We start from the raw sequence: 13,257 nt of genomic DNA on the forward strand, positions 1-13,257 counted from the left end.
CACATGAGCATTTTTGAACATCTGGAACAGCTGATCGAGTATGGGCTGGAACGAAAACTGATATCGATTTGGGATCAGGAATACACGAGAAACCGACTTTATGAAGCGCTGGACATCAAACATCCCCAGCCGGTCTCAAGCACACTCATTAAGCAGAGCAAGCGTCTTCCTGACTTGCTTTCTCCCATTTACAAGTGGGCGGCAGAAACCGGCCGTATAGAAGCAAATACAGACACCTATCGAGATTTGCTCAGTGCAAAGCTGATGGGCTGTTTTGTCCCGCCTCCGTCTGAGGTCATCCGCAAGTTTGAAGAGACAAAGGCGTTATACGGACCGAAACAGGCGACAAAAGAGTTTTATCAGTATGCAGAGGATGTCTATTATATCAGGTCTGACAGAATCGCCAAAAACGTTCATTGGACGGTGCCGACCGAATATGGCGAGCTGGAAATGACAATTAACCTGTCAAAGCCTGAAAAGGACCCGAAGGCGATTGCGGCTGCCAAAGAACAGATGCAGACGGATTATCCGCCGTGTGTGCTTTGTAAGGAAAATGTCGGCTTTGAGGGAAGTGTGAACCATCCGGCCCGGCAGAATCACAGAATTATTCCTGTTATTCTCAGAGACGAGCAATGGTATTTGCAGTTCTCGCCATACGTGTATTATCCGGAGCATTGCATCGTTTTAAAGGGTGAACATGAACCGATGGAGATCAGCAAAAAGACGTTTGAAAGACTGCTTTCATTCCTCGGGCAATATCCGCATTATTTTATTGGATCAAACGCAGACCTGCCGATTGTCGGAGGCAGCATTCTAAGCCACGACCATTTTCAAGGCGGGGCGCACGATTTTCCGATGGCGCGTGCCGAAATGACGGACAGATATGAATTAAACAGTTATCCCGGCGTGTCACTGGGCTTAGTGAAATGGCCGATGTCTGTGCTCAGGCTTCAGGGAGACGATCCGCATATTGTCGCTGACGCAGCGGACCATATATTCCGTGCATGGCAGCAATATTCAGATGAAAAAGCCGGCATAGCCGCCTTCACAGGTGATACGCCACATAATACGGTCACACCGATTGCAAGACGCAGGGGAGGCTCATATGAACTCGACATCGTGCTGAGAAACAATCGGACGGATGAGGAGCATCCATTAGGAATCTTCCATCCTCATCAGGAGGTTCATCATATTAAAAAAGAAAATATCGGCCTGATTGAGGTTATGGGCTTAGCGATTTTGCCGGGCCGTTTACAGGAAGAAATGAAAGCAACGGCAGCGTCCCTGTGCTCTGCTGATCCGAAAACAGCATTAGAAGAAAATGAGCTGACGGCTAAACATAAGGATTGGGCTCTTCGTCTGATGGAAAGAAGAACCATAACAAAAGGGAATGCGGAACAGGTTATAAAAGAAGAGCTTGGCCATGTATTCGCACGCATTCTTGAACATGCCGGCGTATTTAAACAGACACCTGAAGGAAAACAGGCCTTCAACAGGTTTATCCATTGTTTAGGCGTCAAACAAGTAAAAAGCCTCAACCGTTAAGGGAGAGGCTTTTTACTATTGAAAAAAGAGCCCAAAACGTGACGCTTTGGGCTCTGTCGCTCTTACCCTCTTTTTCTTGCTAAGAGGCTTACTAGAAATACAACAATGGCTGAACCGATAATCGCCGGGATAATGGCAAATCCGGCAAGGTGCGGTCCCCATGTTCCAAGCAGCCCGTGGCCGATCCAGGCACCGATAAGACCTGCGATCATCGACCCGATAATTCCTCCGGGCATATCTCCTTTTACAAACAGGCTGCCAACCCATCCGATAATAATAGCGACGATAAGTGAAATTATGAAACTCATCATGCAACACATCCTATTTTAAATTTATTTGCTTATATCATTCCTCCTTTTTGTATAAGATAAACAATTGAATGTGCTAATAAAAAAGCGGGATCAGTTCAGAGCATATCGCCGCTCTATTGAGCCTTTTCTTTCAATATTGGTTGCGTTAAAATGGTAATCGTGTGAAAAGGTGCTAGGCAAGGAAAAATTAATTCCCTTGTAGAATGTTTAACAAAATGAAATTTTTGATTGACCTTGGTTTTTTATTGTGGTAAACCTTTATTTGTCAGTAGAATTAGTTCTTCATCATCTTTCTTTACTTATATGCGGAAATAACTAGAAACTTTTCATCTTAAGCGATAGATATGAATAAAGTTGGAGCAATTTTTGTCGATTTTATGACATTTAAGCGAAAATGGGCTGAAGTTTATAAAAAAATAAAGCTAATAAGTGAAGTTTTTGATAGCATAACAAAGTAGAGAAAAGATTTTGAGGAAGTATGCACTTCAGATTTATTACATCAATAGGAAGGATGGTGATCTTCTTGTTCAGAGCAATAAAACCGTTACTTGTATTAGCGCTGTTAACTGTGGTTTTCGTCCTTGGGGGATGCAGCAATGCCTCAGTACTAGATCCGAAAGGGCCTGTGGCTGATCAGCAAAGTGATTTAATCCTGTTATCTATCGGATTTATGCTGTTTATTGTCGGGGTCGTCTTTGTTCTATTTACCATTATTTTAGTAAAATACCGCGACCGTAAAGGCAAAGATAATGGATCTTATAACCCAGAAATTCACGGTAACACGTTCTTAGAAGTAGTCTGGACAGTGATCCCAATTTTAATCGTCATCGCACTTTCTGTGCCAACCGTACAGACGATATATTCGTTAGAAAAAGCTCCTGAAGCAACAAAGGATAAAGAGCCTCTTGTTGTTTACGCTACTTCGGTAGACTGGAAATGGGTATTCAGCTACCCTGAACAGGATATTGAAACGGTCAACTACTTAAACATTCCTGTCGACCGCCCGATCTTGTTTAAAATCTCATCTGCAGATTCAATGGCATCGCTATGGATTCCTCAGCTTGGAGGACAAAAATACGCGATGGCAGGAATGCTGATGGATCAATACTTACAGGCTGATGAAGTGGGAACTTATGAAGGCCGCAACGCGAACTTCACAGGTGAACATTTTGCCGACCAAGAGTTTGATGTGAATGCTGTAACAGAAAAAGACTTTAACAGCTGGGTGAAAAAGACTCAAAATGAGGCTCCTAAGCTGACAAAAGAGAAGTATGATCAATTGATGCTTCCTGAAAATGTGGACGAATTAACGTTCTCTTCTACTCACTTAAAATACGTTGATCACGGACAAGACGCAGAATACGCGATGGAGGCCCGCAAACGCCTTGGCTATCAAGCCGTTTCACCGCACTCTAAAACAGATCCGTTTGAAAACGTAAAGGAAAATGAATTTAAGAAGTCTGATGATACAGAAGAATGATATTGATCAGGAAAGGAGGAAGCCCGCATGAAATTTAAATGGGATGAATTTTTTGTAACAGGTGACCCATTAATTCTGGGCGCACAAGTTTCCATTGCACTATCTACCATCGCCATCATTGTTGTACTTACCTACTTCAAGAAATGGAAATGGCTCTGGTCTGAATGGATAACAACTGTTGACCACAAAAAACTCGGAATCATGTATATTATCTCTGCTGTAATTATGTTATTCCGCGGCGGTGTCGACGGTTTGATGATGCGTGCCCAGCTAGCGCTTCCGAATAACAGTTTTTTAGACTCAAACCACTATAATGAAATTTTTACGACTCACGGTACGATCATGATTATCTTCATGGCGATGCCGTTTTTAATCGGTCTTATTAACGTTGTTGTACCTCTTCAAATCGGTGCTCGCGACGTTGCATTTCCTTACTTGAACAACCTGAGCTTCTGGACGTTCTTCGTAGGGGCTATGCTTTTCAATATTTCTTTCGTTATCGGAGGTTCTCCGAACGCAGGCTGGACAAGTTATATGCCGCTTGCAAGTAACGACATGAGCCCTGGGCCGGGTGAGAACTACTACCTCCTCGGACTTCAGATTGCCGGTATCGGTACCCTGATGACAGGGATCAACTTTATGGTCACAATCTTAAAAATGAGAACAAAAGGCATGACACTGATGCGTATGCCAATGTTCACATGGACAACACTGATCACAATGGTTATTATCGTGTTTGCTTTCCCTGTGCTTACAGTAGCTTTAGCACTCTTATCATTTGATCGTTTGTTCGGCGCTCACTTTTTCACACTGGAAGCAGGCGGTATGCCGATGCTTTGGGCCAACCTGTTCTGGATTTGGGGACATCCTGAAGTATATATCGTTATTCTTCCGGCGTTCGGTATTTTCTCAGAAATTATCTCAAGCTTTGCAAGAAAACAATTGTTTGGTTACAAAGCGATGGTTGGTTCTATTATCGCCATCTCCGTATTGAGTTTCTTAGTTTGGACTCACCACTTCTTCACAATGGGGAACAGTGCGTCCGTTAACTCATTCTTCTCAATTACGACAATGGCAATCTCGATTCCGACCGGGGTTAAAATCTTTAACTGGCTCTTTACAATGTATAAAGGCCGAATCAGCTTTACAACGCCTATGCTGTGGGCGCTTGCGTTCATTCCTAACTTCGTTATCGGCGGGGTTACAGGGGTTATGCTTGCGATGGCAGCAGCGGATTATCAATACCATAATACGTACTTCCTGGTATCTCACTTCCACTACGTGCTGATCGCGGGTACTGTATTTGCTTGTTTCGCAGGATTTATTTTCTGGTATCCAAAAATGTTCGGCCACAAACTGAACGAAAAAATCGGAAAATGGTTCTTCTGGATCTTTATGATCGGGTTCAATATTTGTTTCTTCCCGCAATATTTCTTGGGGCTTCAAGGCATGCCTCGCCGTATTTACACATACGGACCGAATGACGGCTGGACAACATTGAACTTTATCTCAACAGTCGGAGCTTTCATGATGGGTGTAGGATTCTTAATCCTTTGCTATAACATCTACTACAGCTTCCGTTACTCTACTCGTGAAATCAGCGGAGATTCATGGGGTGTGGGACGTACGCTTGATTGGGCGACTTCATCTGCGATTCCGCCGCACTACAACTTTGCGGTGCTTCCTGAAGTCAAATCTCAAGATGCATTCCTGCATATGAAAGAAGAAAAAACTGAATTATACCCTGAAAGCAAATTCAAGAAAATCCATATGCCAAGCAACTCAGGCAGACCGTTCTTTATGTCTGTTGCCTTCGGTATCGCCGGCTTTGGACTTGTCTTTGAATGGTACTGGATGGGCGTAGTCGGATTGATCGGAGTCCTGCTCTGCATGGTTCTGCGTTCATTCGAATACGACAATGGCTACTACGTTAGTGTTGATGAAATAAAAGAGACGGAAAGAAAGATTTCCGAATAAGGAGGCGTGAGTTATGGAACATGCAGAACACGGCAATTCTAACGCGCCTATGGAATATCAATCTGAAACCGGCAGACTTAATATTCTCGGGTTTTGGATCTTTTTAGGGGCAGAAATTGTGTTGTTCTCAACACTATTTGCAACCTTCTTCGTTCTTCAAAACAGAACAGCAGGAGGTGTCTTACCGGACGAACTGTTTGAAGTGAATCTGGTAATGATTATGACGTTCTTGCTGCTTATCAGCAGCTTTACCTGCGGGATCGCTGTTCATGAAATGCGCCGCGGAAGTTTAAAAGGCGTAGTCATTTGGACAATTATTACTCTTCTTCTCGGCGCCGGCTTCGTCGGTTGTGAGATCAACGAGTTTGTCCACTATGTACATGAAGGAGCATCTCTCGGTACAAGTGCGTTCTGGTCTGGATTCTTTGTTTTACTTGGAACTCACGGAACTCACGTAACAATCGGTATTTTCTGGATTACAGGAATTCTGATTCAGTTGAAGAAACGCGGCTTAACTCCGCAAACTTCATCTAAAATCTTTATCTCAAGCTTGTACTGGCACTTCTTAGATGTTGTATGGATTTTCATCTTTACAGGTGTCTATCTCATGGGATTGGGGGGTCTGTAAAATGGCAAACAAATCTGCTGAACACAGTCACTTTCCATGGAAGCACATTGTAGGTTTTGCACTGTCTATTGTTTTGACCCTGCTGGCTCTATGGGTTGCAGTGTATACTGACCTGAGCTCATCAGCAAAACTTTGGATCATTTTCGGCTTCGCCTTCATTCAGGCGGCGCTCCAGCTTCTCATGTTCATGCACATGACAGAGAGCGAAAATGGCGGTATCCAAGTCGGAAACACGCTGTTCGGATTCTTCGGTGCGATCGTTATCGTGCTTGGATCCATCTGGATTTTCGCGGCCCACTATCATCACGGTGACCATATGGACGGAAATCCTCCTGGAGGCGCTGAACACTCAGAGCACTCAGGCCACAACAAATAAGCAAAAACCCTCTTCGTCAGAAGAGGGTTTTTTTGCTGTTTCAGCTGCTGCTTCGCTTTCTGCGAAGATAAGGAAGGCCATAAATGATAAAAGCTGCGATATGAGCGACAATGACGTTGACGGCAAACAGGATAATCATGAGAGTGTGTCCGAGTGGAGAAAGGCTTTCTGTTGCGTAAAAGAAGAAGAATACCCACATTAAAATAATTGGCGGAATAGCAGAGAGTGCGACTTTTTTGTTATCGAGCCAAATAAAGAGGGGAGTAGCGCTGGCAACCAATAAATAAGCAAAAAACATGTCCATCATACCCGTCTCCTTTCATTTTGTGACAGCGTTTACAAAAATGAAGTAGAGGAAATGAATTGTGTCTGTTTTGTGGTTGTTTTGTGAACATTTTGTTACAATTATTATACCATGTTTTCCAGAAATTGATACAGGTATTTGCAGAAATGGTCTGGCACTATTGCCTTATTTTTTATCGCCAATCCGCTAGGAGAATGTATGGAAACCGTGAATGGAACAGTTTGTTTACTTAGGCATTGGTTTTCTGGGAACTTGATGTACGATAGGAACATTCAATAAATCTTTGAGCAAATCAACTTATTTAATAAGAGGCTGCATTCATAACCCTTGAGAAATAGGGTTTTTTTCATATGAAAAGTTTTGTGTCAATCGAAACATTTCGGTTTATGATACGTCATATTTCGTGTAGCTGAAAAAGCGCCGCTAATGCGTGCAAAAAACAAAAAAGGAAACGAGCTTCACGTGTCATCTTGAACGTGGTTCATGTATAATAAACATTAGTGATTTTCCGATGAAAATGTAAGGCGGGATAGAATGAGTCGATATAAGAAACAGCAAAGCCCCTTTTATCAGGGGGATTTGATTTTTATATTAGGTGTGTTTTTTATCATAAGCGTAGTATCAATTTATGCTGCCGGTCAGTTTGGGCAGTATGGAGACGGTGCTTGGAAGAAACAAATCGTCTATTATGTATTGGGCATTGTTGCAATAACAGCACTACTTTATTTCGATTTAGAGCAGCTAGAAAAACTTAGTTTATATGTGTTTATATTTGGAATCTTATTGCTGTTGATATTAAGGATTAGTCCTGAGTCTATCGCCCCTGTGAAAAATGGTGCAAAGAGCTGGTTCCAATTTGGACCTGTTACGTTGCAGCCTTCTGAATTTATGAAGATAGGGCTCATGATGATGGTGGCCTCGGTTATATCTAAGGCGAATCCTAAAAAAGTTCGTTCACTTAGAGATGATGTCTATCTTTTGTTGAAGATAGCAGGCGTTGCAGTAGTGCCAATCGGACTTATCCTTCTGCAGGATGCTGGTACAGCTGGGATCTGTATGTTCATTGTGATTGTCATGGTCTTTATGTCAGGAGTAAACTGGAAGCTAATCGCGATCATTGGCGGTTCAGGTATCTTACTTATTTCTCTTGCGTTGTTAGTCATGATTAATTTTCCAGATGTCGCTAAGTCAGTGGGGATTCAAGAGTATCAAATTAACAGGGTTACATCTTGGGTTTCTGATTCAAATGGAACAACTCAGGAAGATGCAAATAGCGGCTGGCAGGTTGATCAGGCCGTCATGGCTATCGGCTCAGGCGGTATTATCGGAAATGGTGTTCATAACTTGAAGGTTTACGTACCAGAGGGACAAACTGACTTTATTTTTGCTATTTTAGGAGAAAGCTTCGGATTTTTAGGCTGTGCCATTGTTGTTATCATGTTCTTCTTCTTAATCTATAGACTTGTTGTTTTGATTGACAAGATCCATCCATTCAACCGTTTTGCTTCTTTCTTTTGCGTAGGTTATACGGCGTTAATTGTTATCCACACATTCCAGAATATCGGGATGAATATCGGTATTATGCCTGTTACCGGGATTCCGCTGCTGTTTGTCAGCTATGGGGGTAGCTCGACGCTTGCCACGTTAATCGGTTTCGGTATTGTGTATAATGCGAGTGTTCAGTTGACGAGATACAGAAGTTATTTGTTTAATTCATAAAATGCAGACAGCCTCTAAAGGGCTGTCTTTTTTTGTTTCAGAGCATTTCACTTTTGACTTCACTTTTTTTGGGATATGATAAACAGATAAGGAGGTCCTTGTGATGAACAACACAATTGAAACCATTTTAAACCATCGGTCGATCCGATCTTTTACTGATCAGCTTCTGACAGCTGAGGAAATTGATACATTAGTGAAAAGCGCGCAGGCTGCGCCTACGTCCAGCTATGTGCAGGCTTATTCGATTATCGGTGTTTCCGATCCGGAGAAAAAGCGTGAACTGTCTGTGCTTGCGGGGAATCAGCCTTATGTAGAAAATAACGGGCACTTTTTTGTTTTTTGTGCGGACTTGTACCGACATCAAAAACTGGCTGAAGAAAAAGGCGAACATATTTCTGAGCTGCTGGAAAATACGGAAATGTTTATGGTCAGTTTAATTGATGCTGCGCTTGCGGCTCAAAATATGAGCATCGCCGCAGAATCAATGGGGCTTGGCATATGTTATATCGGAGGCATTCGGAATGAACTGGACAAGGTGACAGAGGTGCTGCAAACGCCTGACCATGTGCTCCCGCTTTTTGGCCTGGCTGTAGGACATCCTGCCAACCTATCCGGTAAAAAACCGAGATTGCCGAAGCAGGCTGTATATCATGAAAATACCTATAACGTGAATGAAGAGGATTTTCGTAAACATATGAGTGCATATGACAAAACCATTTCTGATTATTATAGAGAAAGAACAAACGGTCAGCGAGTGGAAACGTGGTCTGATCAAATTCTGAACTTTATGAAGCAGAAACCGCGTACGTACTTAAATGAATATGTGAAAGAAAAAGGCTTTAATAAGAACTAAATGTGAAACCTCTCCGCTGGCGGAGAGGTTTTTATGTTTCACGTGTAACATATTCCGACAAATAGAGACAAGATGACCAAATAAATGACGATTGATCGGGGGACACTGATGAACAGTGTGAGCGGCTTAGAAGAAAAAATAATGGATCAGTGATACGATGAGGACGAGGTGGTAGGGATGTTATCATTAAGTATATTAGATCAATCTCCGGTGTCCGAGGGAAGCTCTGCAGAAACGGCATTACGGGAAACTGTTGAGCTTGCCCAGGCGGCTGAGGATCTTGGGTATAAGAGATTTTGGGTTTCAGAGCATCACTTTTCAAAGCGTCTGGCAGGGTCCAGTCCAGAGGTGCTGATCAGCCACATTGCGGCGAAAACGAACCGGATCAGGGTGGGATCAGGAGGTGTCATGCTGCCGCACTACAGTGCCTATAAAGTAGCGGAGAATTTTCGTGTGCTGGAAGGTTTGACTCCGGGAAGAATTGATCTCGGCCTAGGCAGAGCGCCGGGAGGAATGCCGATTGCATCTTGGGCGCTGAATGACGGCGGGAAACGCAATGCCGATCAGTACCCGCAGCAAATCAAGGAGCTGACGATGTATTTGCATGATTTGGCGGATGACAGTCACCGGTTTCCTAATTTAACGGCTGCGCCGCATATTTCAACTGCGCCTGATGTGTGGCTGCTCGGTTCATCTGGAGAAAGCGCGCTGCTCGCCGCTGAATCGGGTGCCGGCTATATGTTTGCCCATTTTATCAATGGCGAGGGCGGGGAGGATACGGTCAGACAATATATGAGACGATTTAAGCCGTCTGTGTTAGGAGAAACACCTCGGGCGGCAGTTGCTGTTTTTGTTCTATGTGCGGATACAGAAGAGAAAGCGGAGCAGCTGGGGGCAGTGCTTGATTTTACTCTCTTGGCGGGTGAGCAGGGCATACCTTTAGAAGGCGTTCCTGATTATGAAGCTGTCCGGCAAAATACGTACTCTCCTTATGAACAAAGACGAATTGCTGATAACAGAAACCGAATGATTGTCGGTACGAAAAAACAGGTCAAGGAACAGCTGATGTCCTTGAGTAAGGCTTATGGTACAGAGGAAATCATGGCGGTGACCATTACGAACCGATTTGAGGATAAACTTCATTCTTATCGCCTTTTACAGGAGGCGTTTGCTGAGGCATGAAGCCGCTAAAGCCTGTATGAAAAAAGCCCCGCCGATGTTTCTCGGCAGGGCTGCTTTTTATTCAACAGTAAACGGCTCTTCGGTCAGAACTTGGCTTGATTTTCCTTTGTTGGCTGCATAGGCGAGCATATAATATTCACCGGCTGGGAGCTTTGTGCCCCCATTGATCGTGCCGTCCCAGTCGAAGTACTGATAGCCTTTATCTTGATGTTTATAAATACCTGCTTGGCCTGCAAAGTCAAGGTTGCTGTCATAGACGAGAAATGCTAGCTCTTCCGCTCCCGCAGGAAGGTAGGTTTCAATTTCATAGGTGCCTTGTTCAGAGCCCTCATTAACTGAGACAGACGTTACCCTCGGATAATCCGGCTCTTTTACGATCAGCAATGTAGGAACCTTGGCGACGGTTTTTCCGCCTTCTCTAACGATGACTGTTCCTTCATAGGTGCCTGCTTTTGTTTTCTTTGTGTCGACCTTTACTTTTGCAGTGGCTTTTCCGGTTTTATGAGCCGGAATCACAACACGGCTTGTGCCGGATGTGGAAATGCCGCTTCCGTTAAATGAGTATTCTAGCGTGTATGATTTTCTAATGGAAGATTGGTTTTCAATTGTAAAGGTTTCTTTTTTCGTTTCGGTTCCTTTTTCCTTCAAAAATGTGCCGTACGAGTAGCTTCCCGGTGTGACGAACGAGTCGGCTTTGATCGCGTTCATAATTCTTGCGCTGCCTGCGCCTTGAGCGTTATGCGGATATACTTCTCCGTCGCCATCCTTTAATGTGACGGCGGTATTCATGATGGCAGCCTTGATCTGTTCAACGCTCCATTTCGGTTTAGCTTGTTTGATAACGGCAACCGCTCCGGCAATATGAGGTGATGCCATGCTTGTTCCTTGTTTTGACCCGTAGCCATATGGATTGTCAGAATCATGTGTCGGAATGGTGCTGACGATATTGACGCCTGGCGCGGAAATATCCGGCTTAATCATCCACGTGTCCATAACAGGGCCGCGGGATGAGAAATCGGCAACCTGTTCACCGAGCGCTTTTGAGACCGTCAACTTGAATGTTGCTTTTGTCTCGCCTGCTTTCATGGCGCTGATGAGTTTTTCGCCGTCTTCTAATGAAAGCTTAATCGTTGGTACTGACATGCCTGGCACATTGGCTTCAACTTCTCCGGACAGGTTGTTATACACAACCATGCCGATGGCGCCTGCTTTTTTTGCGTTATCTGCTTTATCCACAAAAGCAATGCTGCCCCGTTTGACGAGTGCCACTTTGCCTTTCAGATCTTTTCCTTCAAAGTCCTTTTCTTCGCCGAGGCCAGCGTCGACAAGCTCAACCTCTTTATTGTGAAGCGCCTTTACGTCCTCTTCTTTGTCATAGCCCATGACTTTTGCTGAAGAGTAAGAGCCGAATGAGACGGCGTATTCATTGAGCGGGAGCTGCGTTGCGCCGACAGAAATCGCTTCTCTGGATGTGCCTGGCGATCCCACTGTCCAGCCGTTTGGTCCGCTGTTGCCATTTGATGTAACGGCGACAACGCCTTCTGACATGGCCCAGTCAAGCGCTGTGCTCGTCGCCCAATCCGGGTTGTTTAACGAGTTTCCGAGAGACAGGTTCATCACATCTGCTCCGTCCTGAACTGCACGTTCTACACCGGCGATGACGTTTTCTGTTGTGCCGCTTCCTCCCGGTCCGAGAACGCGGTAAGCGAGAAGTGTTGCATCAGGCGCTACGCCTTTAATCGTACCGTTTGCAGCGACAGTTCCGGCCACGTGTGTTCCATGGTCAGTGGCTCCGCCTCTTGGATCGCCTGTCGGTGTTTCTTTCGGATCGTAATCATTGTCTACAAAATCGTATCCTTTATATTGTCCGAAGTTTTTCTTCAGATCAGGGTGATTGTACTCAACCCCTGTATCAATAACAGCCACTTTGACGCCTTTCCCTGTGTAGCCTAAATCCCATGCATCATTTGCTCCGATATATGGCGCGCTGTCATCCATTTGCGGAGAGACAGCGTCCTCGGAGATGGTGATGTCTTTCTCCTTGATATTGTCTGTTTTGTAAGTGACGTTCGGGTACACAGCTTTAACGTCATCTACTGCTAGAAGTTTTGGAATTTCATTAGCTGGAAGCTTCATAGAAAATCCGGAGAATACCTGCTCATATTCTCGTTTTACTTTTCCGTTTTTCACCGCTTTCACGGCTTTATTTTTTGCTTTTGAGCGGGCGTTTTTGAGCTTGCTTTTCGTTTGGTTTACTCCCGCTTCTTTCGCCTCTGCTAAGGATTTTTCTTTTAATTCCACAATCACCGTTGTTTGTTTTCTTGTTGTCATGTCAATATCACCGAATACCTCGGCCTTTTCCAGATCCGCCGATCCTTTTGAAGAAACCGGTGCTGCCTGTACACCTGTAATGCCTGTGGATAACGTAAAGAATAAAACCAAACCTAGAAGCAGAAAACGAATAATCCCGTTTTTCAATGTGTTTCCCCCTTTGTGTTTAGAAAAAGTGTTAAATATCTAGTATATATTTCTTGAAAATTCAAAAAAATCCTTGTGTCATTTGGACCATTTATTGGATTTTGATTGTGTATAAGGAAGGAGTTATACACAGAACCCTGTGTATAAGTGAATAAAGCTGTGTATATATATAGTTGGGAATATATGTTCTTATACAAAATATAGATGGGGTTTGTGGACATGTGGATATCTCTTGTGATTAAGTTGTTCTTATCTTTGGGATAACTTGTGTATAAACTTTTTAAAGCGGTTCTCCAATTTTCATTTCATTTCTTTCAGCTTTCAACAAAACTTCTTAAAACTAGTTTGTTTTTTCACTCATATTGTGACAAAGAATTCTCTTTCCACGGTCTATCATAGAGTCA

Annotated in this window: 11 protein-coding genes; 8 read left to right on the top strand and 3 right to left on the bottom strand. The window is 43.8% G+C overall.

What is annotated here, in order from left to right; genetic code table 11:
* Positions 1–3: 3 nt before the first annotated feature.
* Positions 4–1,545, top strand: coding sequence for a UDP-glucose--hexose-1-phosphate uridylyltransferase (galT, locus tag ACQVGS_RS01745; RefSeq protein ID WP_400153033.1), 1,542 nt, complete (start codon positions 4–6; stop codon positions 1,543–1,545).
* A 62-nt stretch (positions 1,546–1,607) separates the two neighbouring features.
* On the opposite strand, the gene ACQVGS_RS01750 is transcribed toward galT, so the two are convergent.
* Positions 1,608–1,853 carry a GlsB/YeaQ/YmgE family stress response membrane protein gene (locus ACQVGS_RS01750; RefSeq protein ID WP_010332356.1) on the bottom strand — a complete coding sequence of 82 codons (246 nt, stop codon included), beginning with the start codon at positions 1,851–1,853 and terminating at the stop codon, positions 1,608–1,610.
* A 517-nt stretch (positions 1,854–2,370) separates the two neighbouring features.
* Between ACQVGS_RS01750 and qoxA the strand changes: the two genes are divergently transcribed.
* From qoxA to qoxD, 4 genes are read left to right on the top strand one after another with little or no spacing between them, the layout of a single operon-like run.
* The gene (gene qoxA / locus ACQVGS_RS01755; RefSeq protein ID WP_081638380.1) at positions 2,371–3,336 is read left to right on the top strand and encodes a cytochrome aa3 quinol oxidase subunit II; all 966 of its coding nucleotides are present in this window, start codon (positions 2,371–2,373) and stop codon (positions 3,334–3,336) included.
* A gap of 27 nt (positions 3,337–3,363) precedes the next feature.
* A complete protein-coding gene (gene qoxB, locus ACQVGS_RS01760; protein WP_010332354.1) occupies positions 3,364–5,313 on the top strand; it encodes a cytochrome aa3 quinol oxidase subunit I in 1,950 nt (649 codons plus the stop codon).
* Positions 5,314–5,326: 13 nt separating this feature from the next.
* Positions 5,327–5,941: a cytochrome aa3 quinol oxidase subunit III gene (gene qoxC / locus ACQVGS_RS01765; RefSeq protein ID WP_003236031.1), complete on the top strand. Its 615-nt coding sequence runs from the start codon at positions 5,327–5,329 to the stop codon at positions 5,939–5,941.
* A gap of 1 nt (position 5,942) precedes the next feature.
* The gene (gene qoxD, locus ACQVGS_RS01770; protein ID WP_095712737.1) at positions 5,943–6,317 is read left to right on the top strand and encodes a cytochrome aa3 quinol oxidase subunit IV; all 375 of its coding nucleotides are present in this window, start codon (positions 5,943–5,945) and stop codon (positions 6,315–6,317) included.
* Between the two features lie 40 nt (positions 6,318–6,357).
* Here qoxD and ywcE read toward each other — a convergent pair whose 3' ends face one another.
* Positions 6,358–6,624: a spore morphogenesis/germination protein YwcE gene (gene ywcE / locus ACQVGS_RS01775; RefSeq protein WP_081638379.1), complete on the bottom strand. Its 267-nt coding sequence runs from the start codon at positions 6,622–6,624 to the stop codon at positions 6,358–6,360.
* A gap of 531 nt (positions 6,625–7,155) precedes the next feature.
* Here ywcE and ACQVGS_RS01780 point away from each other — a divergent pair.
* From ACQVGS_RS01780 to ACQVGS_RS01790, 3 genes are all read left to right on the top strand, one after another.
* Positions 7,156–8,340 (top strand): FtsW/RodA/SpoVE family cell cycle protein, encoded by a 1,185-nt coding sequence (locus ACQVGS_RS01780; protein ID WP_059292274.1) that lies wholly within the window; start codon positions 7,156–7,158, stop codon positions 8,338–8,340.
* A 103-nt stretch (positions 8,341–8,443) separates the two neighbouring features.
* Complete coding sequence (gene nfsA / locus ACQVGS_RS01785; RefSeq protein ID WP_188323365.1) at positions 8,444–9,193, top strand: oxygen-insensitive NADPH nitroreductase; 750 nt, start codon at positions 8,444–8,446, stop codon at positions 9,191–9,193.
* A 177-nt stretch (positions 9,194–9,370) separates the two neighbouring features.
* Positions 9,371–10,375: an LLM class flavin-dependent oxidoreductase gene (locus tag ACQVGS_RS01790; protein ID WP_127696357.1), complete on the top strand. Its 1,005-nt coding sequence runs from the start codon at positions 9,371–9,373 to the stop codon at positions 10,373–10,375.
* A 57-nt stretch (positions 10,376–10,432) separates the two neighbouring features.
* Here the strand turns inward: ACQVGS_RS01790 and ACQVGS_RS01795 are convergent, their stop codons facing one another.
* Positions 10,433–12,853 (bottom strand): S8 family peptidase, encoded by a 2,421-nt coding sequence (locus ACQVGS_RS01795; RefSeq protein ID WP_491830801.1) that lies wholly within the window; start codon positions 12,851–12,853, stop codon positions 10,433–10,435.
* Positions 12,854–13,257: the final 404 nt, after the last annotated feature.

Source organism: Bacillus sp. SD127 (genome assembly GCF_058566445.1).

What these genes read in the sequence shown, in the direction of transcription:
- ACQVGS_RS01790 (WP_127696357.1), top strand. Translation starts at nt 9,371, where the DNA reads ATGTTATCATTAAGTATATTAGATCAATCTCCGGTGTCCGAGGGAAGC.
- nfsA (WP_188323365.1), top strand. Translation starts at nt 8,444, where the DNA reads ATGAACAACACAATTGAAACCATTTTAAACCATCGGTCGATCCGATCT.
- ywcE (WP_081638379.1), bottom strand. Translation starts at nt 6,624, where the DNA reads ATGATGGACATGTTTTTTGCTTATTTATTGGTTGCCAGCGCTACTCCC.
- galT (WP_400153033.1), top strand. Translation starts at nt 4, where the DNA reads ATGAGCATTTTTGAACATCTGGAACAGCTGATCGAGTATGGGCTGGAA.
- qoxB (WP_010332354.1), top strand. Translation starts at nt 3,364, where the DNA reads ATGAAATTTAAATGGGATGAATTTTTTGTAACAGGTGACCCATTAATT.
- qoxD (WP_095712737.1), top strand. Translation starts at nt 5,943, where the DNA reads ATGGCAAACAAATCTGCTGAACACAGTCACTTTCCATGGAAGCACATT.
- ACQVGS_RS01750 (WP_010332356.1), bottom strand. Translation starts at nt 1,853, where the DNA reads ATGAGTTTCATAATTTCACTTATCGTCGCTATTATTATCGGATGGGTT.
- ACQVGS_RS01780 (WP_059292274.1), top strand. Translation starts at nt 7,156, where the DNA reads ATGAGTCGATATAAGAAACAGCAAAGCCCCTTTTATCAGGGGGATTTG.
- qoxC (WP_003236031.1), top strand. Translation starts at nt 5,327, where the DNA reads ATGGAACATGCAGAACACGGCAATTCTAACGCGCCTATGGAATATCAA.